The sequence below is a fragment of the Streptomyces sp. NPDC020958 genome, assembly GCF_055562175.1.
Genome location: NZ_JBVHFU010000002.1, coordinates 494,277 through 517,708 on the forward strand (window position 1 = coordinate 494,277; position 23,432 = coordinate 517,708).

The window sequence follows — 23,432 nt, forward strand, 5'->3', positions numbered from 1 at the left end:
CCCGTCCTGTCGGATTTTCAGTGGCCGTGCGAGCGAGCCGGATCGTCCACGGTCGGGTGGCCGCCCGTCCTGTGGGCGAGGCGCAGGTCCTGGAGGTAGGCGCGGGAGCACATGGCACTCAGGACCGCGATGCCGCCGCGGTGCGCGCGGACCTCGCTGTCGGCTGCGGCACCGGTCAGACGGATTCGGCGGGCCCCGGCGAGGACCGGTTCCCCGACGGTCCGGCCCTGCGCGTCCTTGACCTTGCCGCGAGCGGTCCAACGCAGGTCCCAGTGCTCGACTACGGCGTCTTCCGGCACCAGCAGTTTGAGCGTGGCGCGTTGGAGTTCCAGGCGCAGCTCGATGTCGTCAGGCAGGTCCGGGGAGCGCAGGTCGAGCACGGCCAGGCCCCGACGAGCACGCACCTGGATGTGTCCTGCACGGGTCCACTTGCCCAGCCGCTTGGTCGTGGCGTGGTCGGCGTGGACGCGCTCGGTGGCGGCGGGCGTCTCAGTGCTGGTGGTGGTCATGTTCGTGGTCTCCGTCCGGTCGTGGGTCCCGCTCACTTCGCTCCGATAGTTGCACTGCAACTAGTATCAAGTCAACTAGTTTCAACGTGGGTAGTATGCGCGCATGAGCACCCCGCCCCGCAGTTCCCCGCTGGCCCTGACCGTGCTGGCCCTGTTGCACTTCCAGCCGCTGCACCCGTACGGCATCCAGAGATTGATCAAGCAGTGGGGGAAGGACGAGGTCGTCAATGTCGGCCAGCGCGCGAGCCTCTACCGAACGATCGACCGGCTGCTCGCAACGGGCCTGGTCACGGTCCGGGAGACCGGCCGCGACCAGCAGTACCCCGAGCGGACGGTGTACGAGCTGACCGACGCGGGGCGCTCGACCATGCGCGTCTGGCTCGACGAGATGCTGGCCGCGCCGAAGCAGGAGTTCCCTCAGTTCCCCGCCGCGCTGTCCTTCGTCCTCATGCTGGCCCCGGAGGAGGCCCTCGATGTGCTGGAACAGCGCGCCGCGGCCCTCGTGCAGACCCTTGACGCGCACGACAAGTCCTTGACGGAGCAGGCGAAGGTCCAGGGCCTGCCGCGGGTGACCAGGCTCGAGGAGGAGTATCTGCGCGCGATGACCGCCGCGGAGCTGGACTGGATCCGAGCCGTCACAGACGACCTTCGCAGCGGTCGGCTCGGCTGGACTCCCGAAGAGCTGATCGGTTTCGCTCAGAGCACGGGACAGCAGGCCCTGGCCGGCCCAACGCCCTCGAAGTCGGATCAAGGCCCGGAGTGAGCGCGCCGCGCCGCGCCGCACAGAGGATCAGCAGGTCCGCACTGCACGGCCGTGCCAGTAGCACGTGGGGTTCAACGGAACGCCGGCCGGAGAGCAGGCCGGTGGGCGCCGGGGAGCGTCCCGTCGGAAGTCAGTGACGCGCGCGAGGCTGTCACGGATTCTGACCGACCTGTCGGAGTCCGGCGCGGATGCCGATCCGGTCCTCATCGGCGCCCACCGCAAGCCGCGGGGCGTCCTCCTGTCCGTCGAGGCCTTCGAGGCGCTGAGCGGCCGAGCGGCACGACGTGCGGCCGTCGCCTCGGCCACCGGCTCCATCGAGGCCGAGGGGCTCCACGCCTCGGAGGCGTCCGACCGCGACACCGAGGCGTACGTGAAGGGCGACCTCGACGCGGACACCCTTGTCGCCCGCGCGATCGCCCGCCACCAGCAAACTTCGGAGCGGCGGGCAGGGTGAACGATCCGTATGCCATGTCCAACGGCGTGCTGCGCAACAAACTCGGCATCACGGACCATCAATTGTTGGCGGCGGCGGAGGCTGACATCACCAGGGCTCGCCTCGTCCTGCTCACCGAACGCCCCCTGCCGCCGGTCGTCTGCGGGGTCTCCCCCGGCAGGAATTCGTCATCCGACTGACCGAGCTGTACGGCGACATGAACGTTCTCCACCCGTTCCGCGAGGGCAACGGCCGTGCCCAGCGGGCGTTCCTGGCCCAGCTGAGCACCGACGCGGGATACGAGCTGAACTGGGCGGGGTTGGACCCTCAGCGCAATGAGGACGCCTCGGTGAAGAGTTTTCTCGGTGACAACAGCCTGCTGGAGCAGGTACTCGACGAACTCGTCACCACCACGGGGTGACTCCCAGCTCTCTCGGAACGACGTCGCCTGCAACTTCCCCGTTCCCGGCGGGTGCAGAGGGATCGTCACCCCTTCGGAGTGATGGTCTTGTGATCTGATAGCCGCGTGGATGGTGTCGTCTCGGCGTTGGTCGCCATTGTGGGCACGTTGCTGGGCTCCGCTGTCACGTACGCGTTCCAGCGCAACGCGTCCGCGCGTGAGCGGCTGTTCGTGAGTCAGCAGCAGCTTCGGGCGGACCGGATGGCCGTCTACAGCGACTTCGCCGGGGCGCTGACGGAGTTCCGGCGCGCGCAGCAGGACCGCTGGCACCGCAGGGAGGCGGATCCGGGGGGTGCCACCACGTACCCCGAAGCCCGGTCCGAGGCCCACCGCCTTCGCGGGGTCGCCCTGCACGCCTTGTTCAGGGTCCAGCTCATCGCGAGCGCGCGGCCGTTGATCGACACCGCGCAGGAGGCGTACGCCCTGACCTCCACCCTGCACAAGGCGGCCGACAAGACGGAGCTGGCCGCCCTCGCCACGCAGGCGCGCGAGGTGCTGGAGCGGTTCGTGCAGTTCGCCTCGTCGGACGTGCAGTGACGCCTACGTCGGCACCGGGCCGACCTTGGCGCCGTCCTACCCCTTGGCGTTACGGTCTTCGAAGGGTCATGAACCGCCTGCCCCCAGGAGGCTTCCGTGTGCCGTCTCTTCGGCCTCAGCAGTGCCCCGCTCCGCGCGCACGCCACGTTCTGGCTGCTCGACGCGCCCGACAGCCTCAGTCGGCAGAGCCACCGCGATCCCGACGGCACCGGGCTCGGCTGGTTCGGTCCGGACGGCGCCCCGCACGTCGACAAGGCGCCCATCGCCGCCTACCGCGACCGCGCCTTCGCGCAGGAGGCCCGGCAGCGTGAGTCGGCGACCTTCGTCGCCCACATCCGCTTCGCCTCCACCGGCAGCCTCGACGTGCGCAACACCCACCCCTTCGAGCAGGACGGACGGCTCTTCGCGCACAACGGGGTCATCGAGGGCCTCGACGCCCTCGACGCCCACCTGGGCGACGACCGCTCGCTGGTCCGGGGCGACACCGACTCCGAGCGGTACTTCGCCCTGATCACCAGGGAGACCCGGCGCCACGGCGGTGACGTCACCGAGGGCATCCGGCAGGCCACCCGCTGGATCGCCGCGAACCTGCCCGTCTACGCCCTGAACCTGATCCTCACCACCCCGCAGGAGCTGTGGGCGCTGCGCTACCCGGACACCCACGACCTCTACGTCCTGGAGCGCAGGCCGGGCGGGCAGCACGGCAGCCGGCACCTCGACCAGAGCGGCAGCCACGGCCGCATGCGGGTCCACTCGGCGCACCTCACCGACCACCCCGCCGTCGTCGTCGCCAGCGAGCGTCTGGACGAGAACGCCGACTGGCGCCCGCTCGGTCCCGGCCAACTGCTCCATGTGGACCCCGAACTGCGCGTCGTCCAGGAGACCCTGCTGCCGGATCCCCCGGCCCACCGGCTCACCCTCGACGACCTGCACCCCGCCGCGGCCGCCTCCCAGAAAGCCGCCTGACGCTCCCAAGAGGCCGCGTGACGGCCGCGTTGCGGCCGCGTGGCGGGGCGCGCGCGGCCAGGGTCACGCCCGCTCTCACGCCGAGCGTTTGCGGGTGGTCTTCTTCGCCGTCGTCTTCTTCGCCGCCGCCGACTTGCTCGCGGTCTCCTTCGCCGTCGTCTTCTTCGCCGCCGTCTTCTTCCCGGCCGCCGACTTGCTCGCGGTCTTCTTCGCGGGCGTCTTCTTGGCCGCCGTCGTCGTCCTCTTCGCCCGCGACGCGGACTTCTTCTCGCCGGTCAGCGGCGTCACCTCCGCCTCCTCGCCCCTCGACTCACCCTTCGACTCGCCCCTCGACTCCTTCGCCGCCCGGACGCTCTTCTCCAAGGCCGCCATCAGGTCCAGGACCTTGCCGCCCTGGGCCGGCTCGGGTGCCTCCGGCGGGGTCTCGCCGGCCGCCTTCGCCGCGATGACCTCCTCCAGGGCCTCCCGGTACTCGTCGTGCAGGTCCTTCAGGTCGACCTCGCCGAGGGTGTCCATCAGGGCGTCCGCCAGGTCGAGTTCCTTGTCGCGGACGGAGACGTCGACGTCGGGGGCGACGCCCTCGGGGGCGCGGACCTCGTCCGGCCAGAGCAGGCCGTGCATGGCGATGGCGTCGCCGACCACCCGGAGCATGCCGAGGCGTTCCCGGCCGCGCAGCGCGTACTTCGCGATGGCCACCTTGTGGCTGCGTTTCAGGGCCTCCCGCAGGAGGGTGTACGGCTTCGCCGCGGGGGCGCCGCTCGCGGCCAGGTAGTACGCCGCGTCCATCTGGAGCGGGTCGATGCGGTCGGCCGGCACGAAGGCGACGATCTCGATGGTGCGGGCGGTGGGGATGGGCAGGTGGGACAGGTCGTCGTCGGTGATCGGGACGATGGTGCCGTCGGCGTCCTCGTATCCCTTGCCGATCTCCGACTGGGTCACCTCACGGTCCTCCAGCTCGCAGAACTTGCGGTAGCGGATGCGGCCGTTGTCCTCGGTGTGGACCTGACGGAAGGAGATCGAGTGGCTCTCGGTGGCGTTCACCAGTTTGATCGGGATGCTGACGAGACCGAAGGAGATCGCGCCGTTCCAGATGGATCGCACGTGCGGTTTCCCTCCGTCCGGGACGTACGGTTTGTGTGAGATTGTCATCGTATGACGCCGATCACAGAGGTGGAGGGACGAAGGGTCACGCTGAGCAATCTGGAGAAGGTGCTCTATCCGGCGACCGGGTTCACCAAGGGCGAGCTGCTGCACTACTACGCGACGACGGCCGGGGAGCTGCTGCCGCATCTGCGGGACCGGCCGGTGTCGTTCCTCCGGTACCCGGACGGCCCCGACGGCCAGGTGTTCTTCGCCAAGAACGTGCCGCCCGGTACGCCCGAGTGGGTGACGACGACCGAGGTGCACCGGTCGGAGGGCGTGGCGCGGATGGTGCTGGTGCAGGACCTCGCGAGCCTGATGTGGGCGGCGAACCTGGTCACCGAGTTCCACACGCACCAGTGGGTCGCGCAGTGCCCCGACGAAGCCGACCGGATCGTCTTCGACCTGGACCCCGGGCCGCCCGCCACGGTCGTGCACTGCTGCGAGGTCGCACTGTGGCTCCGGGAGCGGCTGGCGGCGGACGGGATCGAGGCGTACGCCAAGACGGCCGGGTCGAAGGGGCTGCACCTGCTGGCGGGGGTGCGGGGGGCGAGCAGCGAGCGGGTCAGCGAGTACGCGAAGGGGCTGGCGGTCGAGGCGGAGCGGGCGATGCCGCGGCTGGTGGTGCACCGGATGACGCGGAGTCTGCGGCCGGGGAAGGTGTTCGTGGACTGGAGCCAGAACGCGGGGCGCAAGACGACGGCCACGCCCTACACGGTGCGGGCGCGGCGGGAGCCGATGGTGTCGGCGCCGGTGACCTGGGAGGAGGTCGCGGAGTGCCGGGCGGCGGGGCAGCTGGTGTTCCGGCCCGAGGACATCGCGCCCCGCGTCCAGGACCACGGCGACCTGCTGGCCCCCCTGCTGGACGCGACGCGCTCGGCCCCCATGCCATGAGCCCCCCCGGTCGCCCCGCGGAGCGTCCTACACCCTCCCCCACGTGTTGCGGTCCCGTGCCATCGCGTGCAGCGCCTCCACGTCCGCCGGTTTGAGGACCCCGCCCAGGCGGGCCAGGTCCGGCAGGTCGCGGTCGCGCAGGATGCGGGCCTCGCGGGGCGGCGCGAGCACCGTCACGTCCGCCGGTTCGGTGAGGGCGAGGATCGGGCGGACCTCGGCCGTGAGGGCGTACGAGGCCCGGTCCGCGTCGGCCCGCAGCCGGCGGAGCAGCGGCTGCGGATCGCGGCGGCCCAGGGTGACCATCGGGTCGGCCACCAGCACCTTCCGCTTACGGGCGGGGAGCGCGTGCACGCAGAAGATGCCGCCGGGGCCGATCAGCAGGTGGTGGATGCGGTCGCCGCCGGGCAGCGGCACGGAGTGCAGGGCATGCCAGCCGGCGCCGTCCAGGCGGTCCAGGGCGTCGCCCACGGCCTGTTCCGCGGCCAGGGCGCGGCGGCGCGGGTCGGGGCGCAGGCGGCGGGACGGGCCGGGGTCCCGGTCGATCGCGACCAGCAGCGCCTCGCCGGGGCGGTTGGGTGCCAGGTCGTCGTCCGGGTGCAGGGTCAGCCGGGCCAGTTCGGCGGGCGTCGGCACCGGTGGCGGGCCGACCGTGACCGGGCCGGTCAGGTAGGGCCGCAGGGCTTCCAGTACGTCGTCCAGGTGCTCCTCGCCGAGGAGGTTGACCCGGCCCGCCTCACGGTCGTACCAGGCGATGTTCCGTCCGTCCGTGAGGCAGACGTACAGCCGCTCCTGGCCGTGGCGCCAGGCCGGCACGACGCGCAGTCCGCTCATTGCGACATCACCCCTCGACCATGGGAACAGGCGGGGTGCTCCAGGGGCAAGAACCCCGCTGCCTTTGACTGGGGTTGGCGCACGCGGCGGGGAGGCGCCGGTGCGGATCCGTGAGGAACGGTACGAGGTCCCGACGCCGCCCGTCTCCTTGAGGAACTCGCCGAGTAGCCTCTCCTCTGCACCGGCCCCTCCGGTGCAAAACGGACTTCCATACGAATCTACGACTAAGGTGTACGGGGCCGTCACCCGATCCGCCGGCCCGGACACCCGTCGTACCCGAGCCAGGAGCAGCGTGCCGAGCCGTCGCCCCCTTCGCAGCGCCGTCGTCGCGGCCGCCGTCGCGCTGCTGGCGACGACGGTGGCGGGTTGCGGCGACTCCGGCGGGCTGCGCGCGGCGGGGGCGACGCCCACCGCGGTCAGTCCCGCGAAGCTCTGGCCCGATCTGCGGCCGGCGTCCAGTCCGGCCTGGCCGTACGACGAGGGCAGCAGGCACACCGTGAAGGGGATCACGGTTCCCGGGGACGACATCCGCGCGGTGGATCCGGTGGCCGTCGTCCGCGCGGAGATCGCCTCCGACCCGGCGGACTACGGGTCCAAGGGGGTGTACCACGAGACCGTGAACCGGATGAAGGCGTGCGGGGCGGCCGGCGGTGGTGCCGACTGTCCGCTGCTGAAGCCCTACTACCGGGACCTGAACGGGGACGGCCGGGACGAGCTGACGCTCGGCTTCCGGCTGTATCCGACGAACCAGACCGCGCTGCGCGTGTACACCGTCGAGAAGCACCGGCTGGTGCAGGTGCTCGACGACAACGACGCGATCATCGGCGTCGAGCTGGCCGGACGGGCGGTGATCGTACGGTCGCCGGCCGGGATCACCGGGTACGAGTACCGCACGACCTGGGCGTGGGACCCGGACCGCAAGGCGATGGTGTTCTCCAGGGACGAGTTCATGCGCACGGGCAAGGGGCGCCACCACCGCACACCGGCACCGGCCCCCACCCCGCCCTCCGCGCCCACGGCGTCGGCTTCGGCTTCGGCTTCGACTTCGGCCTCAGGTTCGGCGTCGGCCTCGGCCTCGGCGGGTGCCTGATGAGGCTCCCCCGCTGGGCCGGGACGCTCGCGGCGAAGTCGGCCGCGTTCATCACGGTGATGTGCTGTGCGCTGGCCGCGCTCCTCGGTGTGCTGGTGCACGTGTCGGTGACCGACCAGACCGTGGCACAGGCCCGCGAACAGGCGCTGTCCCGGCTGGCGGAGGCGACCGGCGACTTCGAGTCCGGGGACACGCTGGTGCCGGAGGCCAGGGTCGATCCGCGGGGGCTGCCGTCGCCGCTGCGGGCGCTCGCGCTGGCCGGGGAGCGCGGCACGATGGTCTCCAAGGACGAGGGCCGCCCCCTCATGTGGGCGGCGGGGCCGGCCGACCGGCACCGGGTGCTGGCGGTGGCCGTCGACTACTCCCAGCAGGCCCGCACCATCGCCGCGCTCGACGGTTCGATCCTCTGGTCGTCGGCCCTGGCCATCGGGGCCACGCTGCTGGTGGGCGCGTTCGCGGTGACCCGGGTGACCCGGCGGCTGCACGGCACCGCGCAGGTGGCCCGGCGGATCAGCGCCGGGGACCTGGACGCGCGGGTGGACGACCCCCGGACGAAGGACCCGACCCGGCCGCAGGACGAGGTGGCCGCGGTCGCCGCCGCGCTGGACGGCATGGCCGCGTCGTTGCAGAGCAAGCTGCTGAGCGAGCAGCGGTTCACGGCCGACGTGGCGCACGAGCTGCGGACCCCGCTGACGGGACTGCACGCGGCGGCGGAACTGCTGCCTCCGGGGCGGCCGACGGAGCTGGTGCGGGACCGGGTGGCTGCGCTGCGCACGCTCACCGAGGACCTGCTGGAGATCTCCCGCCTCGACACGGGCCGGGAGCGGCTGGAGACCGACGCGGAGGCGCTGGGCGCGCTGGCCGAGCGGGTGGTGCAGGCGTCCGGGACGCAGACCGAGGTGAAGGTGGTCCGGGACGTGTGGGTGGAGACCGACCGGCGGCGGCTGGAACGGGTGCTGGGCAACCTGGTCGCCAACGCGCACCGGCACGGGCGGGCGCCGGTGGTGCTGACGGTGGAGGGCAAGGAGGTCACCGTGCGGGATCACGGGGGCGGGTTCCCCGAGTACCTGGTGGCGCACGGCCCCCAGCGGTTCCGGACGGAGGGCGGCTCCAAGGGGCACGGGCTGGGGCTGACGATCGCGGTGGGGCAGGCGGAGGTGCTGGGCGCGCGGCTGTCGTTCGCCAACGCGGTGGACGGGGGCGCGGTGGCGACTCTGACGCTCCCGTAGGGGCCTGAAAGGTGGGAGGCGCGGCTGCGGGTGGGCAAGGGGAACCCCAGGGGGTCGAGCGGGGGCCGCACCCGCGTCCCGTACTGGGGTCGCCCGCGCAGTTCCCCGCGCCCCCAAGAGGGGTGGGACCAGCCGACGTGCTTTTAGGGGCGCTGGGGGCACCCCCGGCCGGAGGCTGGGGGAGGAACTGCGCGATCAGCCACGACGGGCCCGCACCCGAAATCCACCTCTCGGCCCCCGCGCCACGCTGGCACCGATCCCCACAGCACGCATCTCACGCTATTTGGGTAAGTTCCGGGCATGACCAAGGCCGGAACCACCCTCCCGGCGAGCGCGCCCGCCGCCCCCGCCGAACGCCTCCCCCGGCGCCGGGGCGTCGAACTCGCCCTGATCGTGCTGGCCGTGCTGCTCTCCGTGTACGGCTACTGCGCGGTCGGCCTGGCCAGGACCGGCACCGTCCCGCCCGGCGCCGCCGGTTACGGAGCCGGCCTCGGGATCCTCGCGCTCGTCGCCCATCTCGCCGTACGCATGCGCGCCCCGTACGCCGATCCGCTGCCGCTGCCGATCGGCGTGCTGCTCAACGGCCTCGGCCTGGTCCTCATCTACCGGCTGGACCTGGAGACCCCGGGCGACCGCGCGGCCCCCGCCCAGCTCGTCTGGTCCACCCTGGGCGTCGGCTTCTTCATCATGGTCGTGCTGATGCTGCGCGACCACCGCGTCCTCCAGCGCTACGCCTACGTCTGCGTGGCCGCCGCCCTCGTCCTGCTGCTGCTCCCGATCTTCTTCCCGGCGGTCAACGGGGCCCGGATCTGGGTTCGGATCGCCGGATTCTCGCTCCAGCCCAGCGAGTTCGCGAAGGTGCTGCTCGCGGTGTTCTTCGCCGCGTACCTCGCCGCCAACCGGGGCGCGCTCGCCTACGCGGGCCGCCGCCTGTGGTTCATGCAGTTCCCGACGGGGCGGGTGCTCGGCCCGATCGTCACCATCTGGCTGGTGAGCGTCGGGGTGCTGATCCTCGAACGCGACCTGGGCACGTCGCTGCTCTTCTTCGGCCTCTTCGTCGTCATGCTGTACGTCGCCACCGGACGCACCGGCTGGATCGCCGTCGGCCTGCTGCTCGCCGTGCTCGGCGCGGTCGCCGTCGGCCGTCTCGAGCCGCACGTGCACGGCCGCATCGAGGACTGGCTGCATCCCTTCGCCTCGATCGACGCGGGCCAGGGACCGAACCAACTCGCCCAGTCACTCTTCGCGTTCGCCGCCGGCGGGGTGCTCGGGGCCGGGCTCGGCCTCGGTCACTCCGTGCTCATCGGCTTCGCCGCCAAGTCGGACTTCATCCTGGCCACGGCGGGCGAGGAACTCGGCCTCGCCGGCCTCTCCGCGATCTTCCTCCTCTACGGCCTGCTCGTCGAACGCGGCTACCGGGCCGGGCTCGCCCTGCGCGACCCCTTCGCCCGGCTCCTCGCGGTCGGGCTCGCCTCGATCGTCGCCCTCCAGGTGTTCGTGATCGCGGGCGGGGTGACGGGGCTGATCCCGCTGACCGGCATGGCGATGCCGTTCCTCGCCCAGGGCGGCTCCTCGGTGGTCACCAACTGGGCGATCGTCGCCCTGCTGATCCGGGTGAGCGACTCGGCCCGCAGGCACTACGACGGCCGGGTGGCCCCGTGAGCCGGCAGCAGGGGACCGCCGCGTACGTCCGCCGGGCCCGGGCCCTGTGCGCCCTGCTGCTGTTCGCCCTGCTCGTCAACGCCGCCCGCGTGCAGGTCGTACAGGGCCGCTCCTACGACGGCAATCCGGCCAACCGCCGTGCCACGATCGCCCGTTACGGTCTGCCCCGCGGGAACATCCTGGTCGGCGGCGAGGCGGTCACCGGCTCCCGGGACAGCCGGGAGCAGCTGCGCTACGAACGCACCTATCCGCAGGGCCCGTTGTACGCCCCGGTCACCGGCTTCGCCTCCCAGCTGTACGGCACGACGTTCCTGGAGCACGCCGAGGACGACCTGCTCGCGGGCACCGACCCGATGCTGTCGCCGTTCCCGCTGTGGCACGACGGCAGCCGGGTGCCGACCCCCGGCGGGAACGTGGTGACCACCCTGAACCGGTACGCCCAGGAGGCCGCCTTCCGGGGCCTGGGCACCCGCAAGGGCGCGGTGGCCGCGATCGAACCGGCGACCGGCCGGATCCTCGCCCTGGTCTCCACCCCGTCCTACGACCCCTCCGAACTGTCCGGCAACGACAGCCGGGTCGCCTCGGCCTGGGCGCGGCTCAACGACGACCCGGAGAAGCCGATGCTCAACCGGGCGGTACGGCAGACCTATCCGCCGGGTTCGACGTTCAAGGTGGTCACCGCGGCCGCCGCCCTGGACGCCGGGGTGGTCACCGACCTGGACGCGCCGACCGACTCCCCCGACCCCTACCGGCTGCCGGGCACGACGACCCGGCTGACCAACGAGGGGGACGGCTGCCGGGACGCCTCGCTGCGGGAGGCCTTCGAGTGGTCGTGCAACACGGTCTTCGCGAAACTGGGCGTGGACGTGGGGGTCGCCGACATGACGACCGTCGCGCAGGCGTTCGGCTTCAACGACACGCGGTTGCGCATCCCGTTCTCCACCGCGACCAGCACCTTCGACACCCGCGTGGACAAGGCCCAGCTGGCGCTGTCGTCGATCGGGCAGTACAACACGCGGGCCACCCCGCTGCAGATGGCGATGGTCGCGGCGGCGGTGGCGAACGGAGGGATGGCCCGGCCGCCGTACCTCGTGGAACGGACCGAGCGGCCGACCGGTGAGACGGTGGGCACGGGCGGTTCGGGGCCGGTGCGGCAGGTGATGAGCCCCTCGACGGCCGTCCGCATGAAGGAACTCATGGTCGACGTGGTCCGGGAGGGCACCGGCGGCAACGCGGCGATCCGCGGGGCCACGGTCGGCGGCAAGACCGGCACCGCGCAGCACGGTCTGGGCAACTCCGGGGTGCCGTACGCCTGGTTCGTGTCCTGGGCGCAGGCGGACACGGACGTGGAGCCGAAGGTCGCGGTGGCGGTGGTGGTCGAGGACGCGGCGGCCGACCGCGGGGAGATCAGCGGGGGCGGGGACGCGGCGCCGATCGCCAGGGCGGTGATGCGGGCGGCGCTGGGGCTCTGAGGCTCCGATCCGGCGGGGCGAGGTTGAGGTAGATCCGTTGTCAACAAGTCGTGCGCAGGGGATTGACCGCCTTGCTGACACGCGGTCTCATAAGACCGGACGACGACGTACCCCCGGGTAACGAGGTGAGGGAGCCATGACGACCCTGACGGAAGCCGACGCGGTCGACGGACTGCGGGACGCGCTCGGCCTGCTCAAGGACCGCGAGCAGGTGGCCGAACGGCTGCTCGTCTCCTCCGCGAAGCACTCCTTCGACCCGGACAAGGAGCTGGACTGGGACGCGCCCTTCGAGGACGGCAAGTGGTTCTGGCCGCCGGAGCTGGTGTCGCTGTACGACACGCCGATGTGGAAGCGGATGAGCGAGGAGCAGCGGATCCTGCTGTCGCAGCACGAGGCCGCCGCGCTGGCCTCGCTCGGCATCTGGTTCGAGCTGATCCTGATGCAGCTGCTGGTCCGGCACGTCTACGACAAGGCGGCGACGTCCGCGCACGTGCGGTACGCGCTGACCGAGATCGAGGACGAGTGCCGGCACTCGAAGATGTTCGCCCGGCTGATCGAGCGCGGCGACGCGCCCTGGTACCCGGTGAGCCGGGCCCACCAGAACCTGGGGCGCCTGTTCAAGACGATCTCGACCACGCCGGGGTCGTTCACCGCGACCCTGCTGGGCGAGGAGGTGCTGGACTGGATGCAGCGGCTGACCTTCCCCGACGAGCGGGTGCAGACGCTGGTCCGGGGGGTCACGCGGATCCATGTGGTCGAGGAGGCCCGGCACGTGCGGTACGCCCGTGAGGAACTGCGGCGGCAGATGGTGACCGCTCCGCGCTGGTCACAGGAGTTCACCCGGGTGACCTCGGGGGAGTTCGCCCGGGTGTTCTCGGTGGCGTTCGTCAATCCCGAGGTGTACACGAACGTGGGGCTGGACCGGCGGGAGGCGGTGGCGCAGGTGCGGGCCAGTGGGCATCGGCGGGAGGTCATGCAGACGGGGGCGAAGCGGTTGACCGACTTCCTGGACGACATCGGGGTGCTGCGGGGGGCGGGACGGCGGTTGTGGAAGAGCTCGGGGCTGTTGGGTTGAGAATCAGGTGCGGGTGAGTGGGGGCTCGTCGCGCAGTTCCTCGCGCCCCTGGGTGGGTGTCAGAGCCGTCGGCCGCGAGGTTCCGAAGCTGTCGTCCGAGCCCTCCTCCGCCGCCTTCGGGATCGTCGGGGGCGTGTAGCGCGCCAGGGAGCCGGCCTTCGGGTCCGGGCGTACCGCGCCCAGGATGGGGTTGGCGGCGATCGGGGAGATCTTGATCCTGGCGCCGGGGCGGGGGGCCTGGACCACCTTGCCGTCGCCCAGGTAGAGGGCCACGTGGCTGGCCTCGGGGAAGTAGACGACGAGGTCGCCGGGGCGAAGGCGGTTCAGGGGGACGTGCGGCAGGTGTGCCCACTGTTCCTGGCTGGTGCGCGGGATGCGGGTGCCCGCGTGGCTCCAGGCCTGTGAGGTGAGGCCCGAGCAGTCGTACGCCGTCGGGCCCGCCGCACCCCACTGGTACGGCTTGCCCAGCTGCCGCACCGCGTAGCGCACCGCGCGGTCGCCCAGCAGGGACGGCGGGGGCGTGGTGGCGCTCAGGGCCCCGGAGGCGGTCAGGTCGCGCTGGGCGGCGGCGGTGTCCGTCCGCTCCAGGTCGGCGACGGCGGTGAGCTGGGCGGGGGTGAGGGCCGCCAGCACGCGTTCCACGTCGGACAGCCGGGCCCGTACCTCGTCGCGCTGCTTCTTCTGGCCCTCGGCGAGGGTGAGCTGGGTGTCGAGCGCCTTGCGGGCCTTGCGGGCCAGGTCGGCCTGCTTCCGCTCGTCGTCCGCGAGGCGCCCCACCGCCTCGGCCCGCTGACGCGCCAGCCGGCCGATGAGATGGCCCTCGTCGAGGGCGTGCTGCGGGTCGCGGGCGAGGAGCAGCCGGAGGTACGGGGAGATGCCCGTGGTGTTCTGGTACTGCTCCCGGGCCAGCCGGCCCGCGTCGGTCCTGCTGGTGCCCAGCGAGCGCCTGGCCCTGGCCAGCTCGTCGTCCAGGCGGGTCACCTCGGCGCGCTGGCGCTGCAGCCGTTCCTCGGCCGCGTTGTAGGCCTCGGTGGCCTGTTCGGTCCCCCGGTACAGCCGCTGCAGGTCCGTCAGCAGCTCGGCCACCGGACGCTGCGGGTCGGGCGCGGCGAGCGCGGGTACCGGCACGAGGACGGCCTGGGCCGTCACCGCGGCCGTACAGACCAGGCGCAGAAACCCTCCTGACACGTCATCACCTCCGATGCGGGACGGTCCCTCCGTGCCGCATCGGTGATAATCAGACATGTATGGCCGGTTTGTACGGTACGTGTGCGCGGTTCGGCGCAACGATGTCACCCGTCGGTGTCGGCCGGCTTGCTCCACGGCCACTTCGGCCTGCCACCGCCGGTGCCGCCGCCCTTGCCCGTCGGGTCGTACGCGTACTTCCAGCCCTGGGTCAGGCCCAGGCGTTTGCTGGCGCCGCGGGGGACGCGGCGGTAGACCAGGACGGTGGGCGGGCCGCCGGCCGGGTCCGGGACCGGGATGCGGTACGTCTTCGGGGGGTGGCCGGTCATGCCGAGCAGCACGGGGAGCACCCGCCCGTCCATGGGGCCGCCCTCGAAGGGGGTGTCCTGACTCTTCACGGCACCAGTTTCAGCCATCCGCCGCGAGCGCGTCGACGAGGGCGGCCGTCTGCGGGTCGCGGCGCGCGGTCACGCTCAGCACGGCGGCGAACTGGTCGACCAGCCAGTCCCGCAGCTCCTCGACGGGCGGCTGCTTCTCCTCGTCCAGCCAGATCAGGGAGGCCGCCTCGACCGCGGTGATCCACATCCGGACGGTCATCCGGAGCCGGGGGCCGGGATCGGCGACGCCGAGGTGGCTGAGAATGTGCTGCGCGGCGGCCCGTCGTACGCCGTCCACGATCGCCGTCGTCCGCGAGGTCTCCACCACGCTGCCGCCCTGGAGCAGGGCGCTGAAACCCGCGTCGTGCTGGTCGACGAAGGTCAGGTAGCGGTCGAGGGCCCGGGACAGCCGGGGCAGCAGGAGCCCCTCGCGGGGTTCGTCGAAGCAGTGCTCCAGCTCCTCGGCCGCGGACCTGAGCGCGGCCTCGTAGAGCTGCTGCTTGCCGCCCGGGAAGTACCGGTACACCAGCGGACGGGAGACCCCGGCCGCCTCCGCCACGTCGTCCAGCGAGACGTCCTCGGGCACGCGGTGCGCGAAGAGGGAGAGGGCCGCGTCGAGCAGCTGGCTGCGCCGCTCCTCGACGGACAGCCTGCGGTAGGCGGGGGTGGGGGCCTGCGGGGTCATGCGATCAGCGTATGCGGTCGGCCGGGGGGCGCTGCGGGTCGTCGACCGACTGCGGCGCCGTCGTGGCTGGTCGCGCAGTTCCTCGCGCCCCTAAAAGAAGCGGCGCTGCAGTGCGCCCCTTCGGGGGCGCGGGGAACTGCGCGAGCAACCACCACGCACCCGCGGCCGAAACCGGTCAGGCGCCCGCGGTCACCGAGGCCAGGTACGCCTCCGTCTTCTGCGGCTCGTAGAAGAAGTTCTCGAAGTCGGCGGGGTCGTTGAAGGCGTTCGCGAAGCGGTCCGCGACCGGCTGGAGCTGGCCCGCGGCGCCGATCAGGTTGAGGATGTGCTCCGGCGGCGGCGCCAGCATCGCGTTCGTCCACTTGGTGACGTGCTGGGCCGTGTCCCAGTAGCGGTCGAAGGTCGCCTGCATCCAGGTCTCGTCGAACTCCTTCTCGCCGTGTTCGAGGATCGAGGCGAGGTAGGAGGCGGCGCACTTGGCGGCCGAGTTGGAGCCCTGGCCGGTGATCGGGTCGTTGGCCACGACGACGTCCGCGACGCCCAGCACCAGGCCGCCGCCGGGGAGCCGGCCGATCGGGTTGCGGACGGTCGGGGCGTAGCGGCCGGCGAGGGTGCCGCCGGCGTCGGTCAGTTCGACCTTGCCGGCCCGCGCGTACTCCCAGGGCGTGTACCGCTCCATGAGTTCCAGGGTCAGGGAGAGGTGCTCCGAGGGGTCCTTGACGCCGTTGAACACGTCCAGCGGGCCGCCGGGTATGCCCTCCCAGAAGAGGATGTCGGCGGGTCCCGAGGTGGTCAGGGTGGGCATGACGAAGAGTTCGCCGACACCGGGGACCAGGTTGCAGCGGACCGCGTGGAAGTCCGGGTGCTCGGGACGCGGGCCGAGGCCGTGGACGTAGGCGACGGCGAGGGCCCGCTGCGGCTCCGTGTACGGGGAGCGGGCGGCGTCGCGGCCGAACATGGACACCAGCTCGCCCTTGCCGGCCGAGACCAGGACGAGGTCGTAGGCGCGGGAGAAGTAGTCGAGGTCGCCGACGGCCGCGCCGTGGATGACCAGCTGGCCGCCGCGCTGCGCGAACGTCTCCATCCAGCCGGCCATCTTCACCCGCTGGTCGACCGACTGCGCGTACCCGTCGAGCCGGCCCACCCAGTCGATCGCGCGGGCCGCGGGGCCCTCACCCCAGGAGCCGGGGGCCGCGACCGAGACGCCGAGTCCTTCGATCTTCGGGGCCTGGGACTCCCAGAAGTTCAGCTGGAGGTCGCGTTCGTGCTGCAGTGCCGTGTGGAACATGCACTGCGTCGACATGACCCGGCCGGAGCGGATCTCGTCCGAGGTCCGGTTCGACATCAGGGTGACCTCGTAGCCGTGCGACTGGAGGCCGAGGGCGAGCTGGAGACCGGACTGACCGGCCCCCACGACGAGTATCTTCCGCATACGGGGACCGTTCTCCTACTCGGGTGTTTCGTCCAGCGCGTGGGCGACCAGGGACAACAAGGTCTCGATCACCGGGACACGACGGCGGGCATCCATGATCATTACAGGTATGCGCGGCGGAATCGTCAATGCCTCGCGCACGTCCTCGGGTTCGAAGCGCTCGCTGCCGTCAAAGTGGTTGACCGCGACGACGTACGGCAGCCCGCAGCTCTCGAAGTAGTCGAGGGCCGGGAAGCAGTCCTTCAGCCGCCGGGTGTCCGCGAGGACGACGGCACCGATCGCACCCCGCACCAGGTCGTCCCACATGAACCAGAACCGCTGCTGGCCCGGCGTGCCGAACAGGTAGAGCACCAGGTCGTCGTCGAGCGTGATGCGGCCGAAGTCCATGGCCACGGTGGTGGTGAGCTTGCCGGGCGTGGCGGTGAGGTCGTCGGTCTCCTCGCTCGCCTCGGTCATCAGCGCCTCGGTCTGCAGGGGCGTGATCTCCGAGACGGCGGTGACCAGCGTGGTCTTGCCGACACCGAAACCGCCCGCCACGACTATCTTCGTCGCGATCGGGGCCCGGCTGCGGTCCGTCTGCCACGACCGCACGTCCTCCTCGCCGTCGAGGAGCGGGTTGACGCCGACGGCGTCAGAGACGGCGTAGTCCACTCAGCACCCTTTCCAGCAGAGCGCGGTCCGGGCGGCCGACGCCGTGACCGGTTCCGGTTCCGTACACACGGATCTTTCCCTGGTCCGCGAGGTCACTGAGCAGGACCCGGACCACGCCGAGCGGCATCCTCAGCAGCGCGGCGATCTCGGCCACCGTACGCATACGGCGGCACAGCTCGACGATGGCCTGCAACTCCGGCATCACCCGGGTGTTGAGGGAACCATTCGTCAGTTCCTTGCGCTCCTCGGGGGCCTCGAGCGCGGCCACGAACGTCTCCACGAGCAGGACGTGGCCGAAGCGGGTACGGCCGCCGGTGAGCGAGTAGGGGCGGACGCGGGCGGGCTTGCGGTCGCCGCCGCGGACCGGGAGGTTCTGCCTGTGGTTCTTCGGCGCGCTGCTCATCGGCCGCTCCTCGGCGCGTCGTTCTCCAGCGATTTCCGTAGCTCGCTGCGGAGTTCGGGGGTCAGGACGTGACCGGCGCGGCCGACGAACAGGGCCATGTGATAGGCGACGACGCTCATGTCGCACTCCGCGCTGCCGTGCACGCCGAGCAGCGAGCCGTCGCTGATGGACATCACGAAGAGGCTGCCCTCGTCCATCGCGACCATCGTGTGCTTGACCGGGCCGAAGTCCATCAGCTTCGCGGCGCCGACGGTGAGGCTGCCGATGCCGGAGACGATGGTGGCGAGGTCGGCGGCTGAGCCGCGCGGGCCGGTGCGCTTCTCGCTCTGCGCCTCGCGGGCCGCCTCGTTCCGGCTGGTGTCCGAGGAGAGCAGGAGGAGGCCGTCCGAGGAGACCACGGCGACCGACTGGATACCTGGCACCTCCTCGACGAGGTTGCTCAGCAGCCAGTGCAGGTTGCGTGCCTCACTGCTCAGTCCGAAGGTACTGGGCGCGGTCAACTGCTTGCCTCCTCGACTGTGCCCCCCGTGGCTTCTTCGGATACGCCTGTTGCGCGTCCGGCCGGTGCGTTGCTCGGTACCTGGTTCTGGCCGGTCTGTTCGGCGATCTCCGCCTCGACGTCGCGCCGTCCCGCGTCGGCGCCGCGGCGGAAGCCGCCGAGCCTGCGGCGGAGGGCCTCGGCGTCCACGCCGGTGCCGCGCTGGCGGGGCGGCGGAGCGGGCGCGGTGATCTTGGGCGTGCGCTTGGGGAGCCCCTTGCTGGTGACGGGGTCCTCGGCGTCGGCGAGGGCGTCACCGCCGTCGCCGGGTGCGGGCAGCGGGCGGGCGTGCTCCTCGGTTCCCCCGAAGGCGCTCGCACCCGTGCGGGTGCCGTCGCCGGACCCGGGCGCCCCCGGCGCGCGCTCACCGTCACCGGCCGCGGTCGACGGCCGGTTCCGGACCTCCGCGTCCGCGGGATGCGCCCGCCCCTCACCCCCGGCTCCCCAGGGCAGCCCCGCCGAAGGCACGGCGCGCACCTGGTCCCCGGCCGGCCCGGACCCGGAGTGCTCCCCCGTAGGAACGGCCCCAGGCCGCCCTCCGGGCGCACCGGCCGGCGACTGCTCCCCCACGTGCCCCCAGGCCTCGGCGGCCCGGGGCTGCTCCCCGGCTTCGGTCAGCCCGGGACGGGCCGCCGGAGGGTATGCATGGGGCTGGTCGCCGGGCACGTCGGTCCGGGACTGCTCTCCCACGGACACGCCGCGCGACTGGCCCCAGGCCTCGGCGGCACGGGGGCCGCCCTCGACGGGCCCGGAGCGGTCCGCCGGAGGGAAGGCGTCGGACCGGTCGCCGGACCCGTCGGGGCGGGGCTGCTCCGCCGCCGACGCGCCTCGCGACCGCTCCTCGGATGCGTCGACCCGCGGCCGCTCCCCGGCCGGGGCAGACCCGAAGGCGTCCCCCGGAGGAACGGAGCCGGACCGGTCGCCGGGCGCGGCGGCCCGGGGCTGTTCCCCTGCGGACACGGTCCCCGGCTGGTCGTCGGGGGCGGTGGGCCGGGGGGCGGGCTCCGTCGGTGCGAGGTCCGGGAGGAGGAGTTCCATCGTCGTTTCGGCGGGCGTCTCCGGCGGAGCCGCCTGCTCGTGTGCGGGGTCCTCGTCGGCCTCGTGGGCGGCCACCGCGTGCTCCGCCAGCGTCACCAGCGGGTCGCCGGACGTGGCGCGGCCGTGCAGGACGTTGGAGTTGGCCTCCGCGTCCGCGCCGGGCAGCGAGAAGGTGCCGGTCGCGGTGGCCGGGGGGGCCGGGACCGTCGCCGCGGGGGGCGCCGCCAGCAGGGGCTGGGGCAGGACGACGACCGCCGCCACCCCGCCCTGCTTCTGCTCGCGCAGCTGCACGCGGACGCCGTGCCGGTGGGCCAGCCGGGCCACCACGTAGAGGCCGAGGCCGAGACCGTCCTCGCCCTCCTGGTCGTACGGCGACTCCGGGTCGAACTCGGCGAGGCGGCTGTTGAGGCGGACCATGCGGTCGGCCGCCATGCCGATCCCCTCGTCCTGCACGGAGAGCATGACCTCGCCGCTCTCCAGGAGCCAGCCGGAGATCTCCACGGGGACGTCGGGCGGGGAGGACGCGGTGGCGTTCTCCATCAGCTCGGCGAGGAGGTGGGAGAGGTCGTCGGCGGCGAAACCGGCCACGTGCGCGTGGGGCGGCAGCGCGGCGATACGGACCCGCTCGTAGCGCTCGATCTCGCTGACCGCCGCCCGGACGACGTCGACCAGCGGGATCGACCCGGCGTGCTGCTGGACGTGCTCGGTACCGGCGAGGACCAGGAGGTTCTCGCTGTGGCGGCGCATCACGGTGGCGAAGTGGTCGAGCTTGAAGAGGGTCGCGAGGCGCTCCGGGTCGTGCTCGCGCTCCTCCAGCCCCTCGATGACGGCGAGCTGGCGCTCCACCAGGCCGAGGGTGCGCAGCGCGAGGTTGACGAAGGTGCCGCCGATGCTGGTGCGCAGCCGCTCCAGCTGGGTGGCGGAGTCGGCCAGTTCGGCGCGCAGCTCCTCGCGGGCGTCGGCCATCTTCTGGCGCTGGCCGACCAGGTGCTTGCGGTCGGTCTCCAGGGTGGCGATGCGCTCGTAGAGCTCGACGCCGTGCGCGTGCAGGGCGTTGACGGAGCGGACGACCTGGGCGAACTCGTCGTTGCGGCCGGTGAACCGCACCGGTTCCTGGGTGCGCGGGTCCTCCGCCTCGGCGAGCCGCGCCGAGCCGCGGCGCAGCACGGACAGCGGGCGGGTGAGGCTGCGGGCCATGGCCGTGGCGATGCCGACGGCCACCAGCATCAGGGCGCCGACCACCGCGACGCGGATCTCCAGCGCGGTGACGTCGTCGTCGCGGAGCTTCGCGAGGTCCTTGGTGCGGTGGTCGTAGAGGGCGGACTCCACGCCCCGCATCAGCTCGACCCGCGCGGACAGCGCCGCGTCGAGCTTCTTGGAGCTGGTGGCGAGGTCGGCGTCGGAGAGGGTCGGCTGGTCGGTGAGGGCGGCCAGGTACCTGTCGGCGGCGTTGACGTCGTTGCCGGTGACCGTGGAGTCGTAGGACTCGACCGCCGCCGCGGGCGCGGTGTCGCGGAAGTCGGCGAGGGCCGCGTCCGCGCGCAGCCTGGCCTGCTGGGCGGCGGCGGAGAGGGCGTCGCGCTGCTTCTTGTCGGCTGCGGAGGTGGTGGTGCTGGTGACCGGCAGCCCGGTGAGCGGGCTGATCGTGGTCTGGGTGCTGCTCGGGATGCTGAGGGCGGCCAGGAGCAGGCCGCGGGCGGCGGCGGACTGCTGGACGGCGGAGTCGAGCTCGGCGAACGCGTGGGCGCCGGAGCCGGCCCTGGCCGGGGTCTGTTCGGCCAGTTGCTCGGCGAGCCGGTGCAGCTCGGTGATCGTCCGCGAGTACGCGTCGTGCGTCTGCAGGGCGGTGCTCTTGCCGGTGAGCGCGGCGCGCCGGACGGCGGCGATGCCGTCGAGGTCGGTGCGCAGCCAGCCGGGGGTGTCGGTGTCCGCGCGCAGGTCCTCGACCTGGCGGTCGACGCGGGCGCTGCGGTCCTCGGAGGGCGCCTTGGACTTGGCGCGGCCCGCGGCGATGTAGGTGGTGACCTCGTCGCGCTCGTCGGCGAGGGAGTTGGCGAGCGCCAGCGCGTCCTGGGTGCGGCCGGCGAGGGTCACCAGTTCCTGGGAGTCGCTCAGCTGCCCGGAGGCGGTCAGCAGGGCGGGCGCGCCCGCTCCGGCGATGGCGGCGGCCACCACGGCCACGGCCACGATCAGCCGGGTCCGGACGTGCTTGCGGCGGCCGGAGCCGACGGGGACGACGGCGCCCGCTTCGGAGGCCGTCTTCTTGCCTGTGCGCCGAGGCCGCGTCTTCTGCACCGGTGCTCGCATTCCTGAACTCGTGTACCCAAGGGGCCGGGTGGCACCCCGTCATCATCCCGGCAATTCGGTGCCAAGTGGTGCGTGCTCTTCTCCATGTGCACCGATATGTCGGTCCCCGACCCTCCCAGCGCCGGCGGGCGGTGGTCTCGCATCATTCGACCCGCCACCCGAAGGAGTGAACATCGGAGGAGAGTTGGCGGGCAAGTTCCGGTGGACTGTGCAGGGGCCCTTTCCGGCTGGCCGGTTGGACGCGGAGGGCAGGCTTTGGCAGGATTCGCCGACACGCCTTCCCGGAGTGCGCCATTCCAGCCCAAAACAGGCGGCTGACCTGCGAGACCGTGCCGTTTCCCGGGTTGTTGCCAGCCTCTGGTGAAGCCTGTGAAGGGGTCGTGCAGACTGGCTGAATGCGTACTGAGGTGATGTCGGAACCCGGCGCCGCGGACCGCCCCAACGAGGACTTCGCCGGGGTCTGCCTTCCTGCCTCCGGACAGGGGGGTTGCGTGGTCGTCCTGGACGGTGTCACGCCGCCGCGGGACGGCGCCGGGTGTCTGCATTCGGTCCCCTGGTTCACGGCGCTGCTGGGCGGGGCGCTGACCGAACTGACCGTTTCGCGAAGAGATCTGACGCTGCGGGAGATCCTCGGCGAGGCCATCCGCCGTACGGCCGCCGGACACGAGGGCACCTGTGACCTTTCTCACCCGCGTACGCCCCAGGCGACGGTCGTCGTGACCCGGTGGTCCGAGGACGCCGTCGAGTACCTCGTCCTGTCCGACTCCGCACTGCTCCTGCGCTCCCCCGGCGGGGCGCTCACCCCGGTCCTGGACGACCGCCTGGACCGGGTCCCCCGCGCCTCCCTCGCCTCGGCCGCGATCGCCGACGCCACGGTCCGCAACAAGGAGGGCGGCTTCTTCACGGCCGCCGCCGACCCGGCGGTCGCCGCCCGCGCGGTCACCGGGACCGTGCCGCGCTCCGAGGTCGCCGCCCTGGTCGCGCTCACGGACGGGGCGACCCGCTGGACGGAGACGTTCCGCGAGGGCGACTGGACGGCCCTGTTCGACCTCGTGCGCAAGGAGGGCGCGCGGGCCCTGGTGGAGCGGGTGCGCGAGCTGGAGGCGGCCGACCGCGAGGAGCGGGTGTTCCTGGGGCGGAGCAAGACGCACGACGACGCGACGGTGGTGTACGTCGAGCTGTGAGGTCCGCCCGACGGGGGGTGCCGGCTACTTCTCCATGACGCCGTTCAACTCGTGCAGCAGACGGGCCAGTTCGGCGACCTCGGAACGCGGCCAGTGGGCGAGCTGGCGGACGTAGCGGCCACGGCGGGCCTCGCGGACCCGGCCGACCCGGCGCCGGCCCTCCTCCGTGAGGGCGACCAGCCAGGCCCGTCCGTCGGCCGGGTCGGGTTCCCGGGCGATCAGGCCGAGCTCCTCCAGGGCGCGCAGCTGGCGGGACATGGTGGCCTTGCCGACGCCGATGTAGGCGGCGAGTTCGGTGGCGCGCCGGCCGCCGCTCTCGTCGAGCCGGACCAGCAGCCCGTAGGCGGCGGACTCCAGGTCGGGGTGGACCTCCCGGGCCATCTCGCCCTGGTTGGCGCGGGCGCGCCGCAGCAGCACCGTCAACTCGCGCTCCAGGGCCAGGAACTCCTGGTCCGCGCCGGTCGGCGGCGCCGGCGTCGGCTCGGTGGCAGGGCGGCGCCCCTCGCCCTTGTCGTCCTCGTGCACGTCAGCACCCCTGATCGGTTTCGCATCACTGAAAGCATCACGGAAA

General features: G+C 72.4%; 25 protein-coding genes. 13 read left to right on the forward strand and 12 right to left on the reverse strand.

Annotated features, from left to right (window positions below; genetic code table 11):
* Positions 1–17: 17 nt before the first annotated feature.
* Positions 18–509 carry a hypothetical protein gene (locus ACZ3KP_RS08010; protein ID WP_467497369.1) on the reverse strand — a complete coding sequence of 164 codons (492 nt, stop codon included), beginning with the start codon at positions 507–509 and terminating at the stop codon, positions 18–20.
* Positions 510–612: 103 nt separating this feature from the next.
* Here ACZ3KP_RS08010 and ACZ3KP_RS08015 point away from each other — a divergent pair, with 103 nt between their 5' ends.
* The 6 genes from ACZ3KP_RS08015 to ACZ3KP_RS08040 all read left to right on the forward strand — a co-directional run bounded on the left by ACZ3KP_RS08015 (position 613) and on the right by ACZ3KP_RS08040 (position 3,668).
* A complete protein-coding gene (locus ACZ3KP_RS08015; RefSeq protein WP_467497371.1) occupies positions 613–1,272 on the forward strand; it encodes a PadR family transcriptional regulator in 660 nt (219 codons plus the stop codon).
* A gap of 133 nt (positions 1,273–1,405) precedes the next feature.
* On the forward strand, positions 1,406–1,726 hold the full coding sequence (locus ACZ3KP_RS08020) for an antitoxin VbhA family protein (protein WP_467497373.1): 321 nt from the start codon (positions 1,406–1,408) through the stop codon (positions 1,724–1,726).
* Positions 1,723–1,905, forward strand: a complete 183-nt coding sequence (locus ACZ3KP_RS08025; RefSeq protein ID WP_467497375.1) for a hypothetical protein — start codon at positions 1,723–1,725, stop codon at positions 1,903–1,905. Before ACZ3KP_RS08020 ends, ACZ3KP_RS08025 begins: the two co-directional genes overlap by 4 nt.
* On the forward strand, positions 1,866–2,126 hold the full coding sequence (locus ACZ3KP_RS08030; protein WP_467498063.1) for a Fic family protein: 261 nt from the start codon (positions 1,866–1,868) through the stop codon (positions 2,124–2,126). The genes ACZ3KP_RS08025 and ACZ3KP_RS08030 overlap by 40 nt, the downstream gene beginning before the upstream one ends.
* A 105-nt stretch (positions 2,127–2,231) precedes the next feature.
* Complete coding sequence (locus ACZ3KP_RS08035) at positions 2,232–2,702, forward strand: DUF1757 domain-containing protein (protein ID WP_358981519.1); 471 nt, start codon at positions 2,232–2,234, stop codon at positions 2,700–2,702.
* Positions 2,703–2,798: 96 nt separating this feature from the next.
* The gene (locus tag ACZ3KP_RS08040; RefSeq protein ID WP_467497379.1) at positions 2,799–3,668 is read left to right on the forward strand and encodes a class II glutamine amidotransferase; all 870 of its coding nucleotides are present in this window, start codon (positions 2,799–2,801) and stop codon (positions 3,666–3,668) included.
* Between the two features lie 75 nt (positions 3,669–3,743).
* On the opposite strand, the gene ku is transcribed toward ACZ3KP_RS08040, so the two are convergent.
* Positions 3,744–4,769: a non-homologous end joining protein Ku gene (gene ku / locus ACZ3KP_RS08045; RefSeq protein ID WP_467497381.1), complete on the reverse strand. Its 1,026-nt coding sequence runs from the start codon at positions 4,767–4,769 to the stop codon at positions 3,744–3,746.
* 51 nt (positions 4,770–4,820) lie between these two features.
* Here ku and ligD point away from each other — a divergent pair, with 51 nt between their 5' ends.
* Positions 4,821–5,702: a non-homologous end-joining DNA ligase gene (ligD, locus tag ACZ3KP_RS08050; RefSeq protein WP_467497384.1), complete on the forward strand. Its 882-nt coding sequence runs from the start codon at positions 4,821–4,823 to the stop codon at positions 5,700–5,702.
* A gap of 27 nt (positions 5,703–5,729) precedes the next feature.
* Here ligD and ACZ3KP_RS08055 read toward each other — a convergent pair whose 3' ends face one another.
* Positions 5,730–6,533, reverse strand: a complete 804-nt coding sequence (locus tag ACZ3KP_RS08055) for a nuclease-related domain-containing protein (RefSeq protein WP_467497386.1) — start codon at positions 6,531–6,533, stop codon at positions 5,730–5,732.
* A 292-nt stretch (positions 6,534–6,825) separates the two neighbouring features.
* On the opposite strand from ACZ3KP_RS08055, the gene ACZ3KP_RS08060 reads away from it, so the two are divergent.
* The 5 genes from ACZ3KP_RS08060 to ACZ3KP_RS08080 all read left to right on the forward strand — a co-directional run bounded on the left by ACZ3KP_RS08060 (position 6,826) and on the right by ACZ3KP_RS08080 (position 13,061).
* The gene (locus ACZ3KP_RS08060; RefSeq protein WP_467497388.1) at positions 6,826–7,623 is read left to right on the forward strand and encodes a hypothetical protein; all 798 of its coding nucleotides are present in this window, start codon (positions 6,826–6,828) and stop codon (positions 7,621–7,623) included.
* On the forward strand, positions 7,623–8,852 hold the full coding sequence (locus tag ACZ3KP_RS08065; protein ID WP_467497390.1) for an ATP-binding protein: 1,230 nt from the start codon (positions 7,623–7,625) through the stop codon (positions 8,850–8,852). The genes ACZ3KP_RS08060 and ACZ3KP_RS08065 overlap by 1 nt, the downstream gene beginning before the upstream one ends.
* Positions 8,853–9,152: 300 nt before the next feature.
* The gene (locus ACZ3KP_RS08070; RefSeq protein WP_467497392.1) at positions 9,153–10,514 is read left to right on the forward strand and encodes an FtsW/RodA/SpoVE family cell cycle protein; all 1,362 of its coding nucleotides are present in this window, start codon (positions 9,153–9,155) and stop codon (positions 10,512–10,514) included.
* The gene (locus ACZ3KP_RS08075; protein ID WP_467497394.1) at positions 10,511–11,986 is read left to right on the forward strand and encodes a penicillin-binding transpeptidase domain-containing protein; all 1,476 of its coding nucleotides are present in this window, start codon (positions 10,511–10,513) and stop codon (positions 11,984–11,986) included. Before ACZ3KP_RS08070 ends, ACZ3KP_RS08075 begins: the two co-directional genes overlap by 4 nt.
* A gap of 136 nt (positions 11,987–12,122) precedes the next feature.
* Positions 12,123–13,061, forward strand: a complete 939-nt coding sequence (locus ACZ3KP_RS08080) for an AurF N-oxygenase family protein (RefSeq protein WP_360518928.1) — start codon at positions 12,123–12,125, stop codon at positions 13,059–13,061.
* Positions 13,062–13,064: 3 nt separating this feature from the next.
* Here the strand turns inward: ACZ3KP_RS08080 and ACZ3KP_RS08085 are convergent, their stop codons facing one another.
* From ACZ3KP_RS08085 to ACZ3KP_RS08120, 8 genes are all read right to left on the reverse strand, one after another.
* Positions 13,065–14,249 carry a C40 family peptidase gene (locus ACZ3KP_RS08085; protein ID WP_467497398.1) on the reverse strand — a complete coding sequence of 395 codons (1,185 nt, stop codon included), beginning with the start codon at positions 14,247–14,249 and terminating at the stop codon, positions 13,065–13,067.
* A 104-nt stretch (positions 14,250–14,353) separates the two neighbouring features.
* A complete protein-coding gene (locus ACZ3KP_RS08090) occupies positions 14,354–14,662 on the reverse strand; it encodes a hypothetical protein (RefSeq protein ID WP_358981508.1) in 309 nt (102 codons plus the stop codon).
* Positions 14,655–15,308 carry a TetR/AcrR family transcriptional regulator gene (locus ACZ3KP_RS08095; protein ID WP_467497401.1) on the reverse strand — a complete coding sequence of 218 codons (654 nt, stop codon included), beginning with the start codon at positions 15,306–15,308 and terminating at the stop codon, positions 14,655–14,657. Before ACZ3KP_RS08095 ends, ACZ3KP_RS08090 begins: the two co-directional genes overlap by 8 nt.
* A gap of 175 nt (positions 15,309–15,483) precedes the next feature.
* On the reverse strand, positions 15,484–16,740 hold the full coding sequence (locus tag ACZ3KP_RS08100) for a styrene monooxygenase/indole monooxygenase family protein (protein WP_467497403.1): 1,257 nt from the start codon (positions 16,738–16,740) through the stop codon (positions 15,484–15,486).
* A 15-nt stretch (positions 16,741–16,755) separates the two neighbouring features.
* Positions 16,756–17,391: a GTP-binding protein gene (locus ACZ3KP_RS08105; protein ID WP_467497406.1), complete on the reverse strand. Its 636-nt coding sequence runs from the start codon at positions 17,389–17,391 to the stop codon at positions 16,756–16,758.
* Complete coding sequence (locus ACZ3KP_RS08110; protein ID WP_467497408.1) at positions 17,372–17,794, reverse strand: DUF742 domain-containing protein; 423 nt, start codon at positions 17,792–17,794, stop codon at positions 17,372–17,374. The genes ACZ3KP_RS08105 and ACZ3KP_RS08110 overlap by 20 nt, the downstream gene beginning before the upstream one ends.
* Complete coding sequence (locus ACZ3KP_RS08115) at positions 17,791–18,294, reverse strand: roadblock/LC7 domain-containing protein (protein ID WP_358981504.1); 504 nt, start codon at positions 18,292–18,294, stop codon at positions 17,791–17,793. The genes ACZ3KP_RS08110 and ACZ3KP_RS08115 overlap by 4 nt, the downstream gene beginning before the upstream one ends.
* Positions 18,291–21,665 (reverse strand): sensor histidine kinase, encoded by a 3,375-nt coding sequence (locus ACZ3KP_RS08120; protein WP_467497411.1) that lies wholly within the window; start codon positions 21,663–21,665, stop codon positions 18,291–18,293. The genes ACZ3KP_RS08115 and ACZ3KP_RS08120 overlap by 4 nt, the downstream gene beginning before the upstream one ends.
* A 407-nt stretch (positions 21,666–22,072) precedes the next feature.
* Between ACZ3KP_RS08120 and ACZ3KP_RS08125 the strand changes: the two genes are divergently transcribed.
* On the forward strand, positions 22,073–22,861 hold the full coding sequence (locus ACZ3KP_RS08125) for a hypothetical protein (protein WP_467497413.1): 789 nt from the start codon (positions 22,073–22,075) through the stop codon (positions 22,859–22,861).
* 24 nt (positions 22,862–22,885) lie between these two features.
* Here the strand turns inward: ACZ3KP_RS08125 and ACZ3KP_RS08130 are convergent, their stop codons facing one another.
* Positions 22,886–23,386: a MarR family winged helix-turn-helix transcriptional regulator gene (locus ACZ3KP_RS08130; protein WP_467497415.1), complete on the reverse strand. Its 501-nt coding sequence runs from the start codon at positions 23,384–23,386 to the stop codon at positions 22,886–22,888.
* Between the last annotated feature and the right edge of the window lie 46 nt (positions 23,387–23,432).

Excerpts from the sequence above, each read along its gene's own strand:
- ACZ3KP_RS08070 (WP_467497392.1), top strand. The coding sequence starts at position 9,153 with ATGACCAAGGCCGGAACCACCCTCCCGGCGAGCGCGCCCGCCGCCCCC.
- ACZ3KP_RS08090 (WP_358981508.1), bottom strand. The coding sequence starts at position 14,662 with ATGGCTGAAACTGGTGCCGTGAAGAGTCAGGACACCCCCTTCGAGGGC.
- ligD (WP_467497384.1), top strand. The coding sequence starts at position 4,821 with ATGACGCCGATCACAGAGGTGGAGGGACGAAGGGTCACGCTGAGCAAT.
- ACZ3KP_RS08100 (WP_467497403.1), bottom strand. The coding sequence starts at position 16,740 with ATGCGGAAGATACTCGTCGTGGGGGCCGGTCAGTCCGGTCTCCAGCTC.
- ACZ3KP_RS08095 (WP_467497401.1), bottom strand. The coding sequence starts at position 15,308 with ATGACCCCGCAGGCCCCCACCCCCGCCTACCGCAGGCTGTCCGTCGAG.
- ACZ3KP_RS08010 (WP_467497369.1), bottom strand. The coding sequence starts at position 509 with ATGACCACCACCAGCACTGAGACGCCCGCCGCCACCGAGCGCGTCCAC.
- ACZ3KP_RS08065 (WP_467497390.1), top strand. The coding sequence starts at position 7,623 with ATGAGGCTCCCCCGCTGGGCCGGGACGCTCGCGGCGAAGTCGGCCGCG.
- ACZ3KP_RS08125 (WP_467497413.1), top strand. The coding sequence starts at position 22,073 with ATGCGTACTGAGGTGATGTCGGAACCCGGCGCCGCGGACCGCCCCAAC.
- ACZ3KP_RS08055 (WP_467497386.1), bottom strand. The coding sequence starts at position 6,533 with ATGAGCGGACTGCGCGTCGTGCCGGCCTGGCGCCACGGCCAGGAGCGG.
- ACZ3KP_RS08080 (WP_360518928.1), top strand. The coding sequence starts at position 12,123 with ATGACGACCCTGACGGAAGCCGACGCGGTCGACGGACTGCGGGACGCG.
- ACZ3KP_RS08015 (WP_467497371.1), top strand. The coding sequence starts at position 613 with ATGAGCACCCCGCCCCGCAGTTCCCCGCTGGCCCTGACCGTGCTGGCC.
- ACZ3KP_RS08110 (WP_467497408.1), bottom strand. The coding sequence starts at position 17,794 with ATGAGCAGCGCGCCGAAGAACCACAGGCAGAACCTCCCGGTCCGCGGC.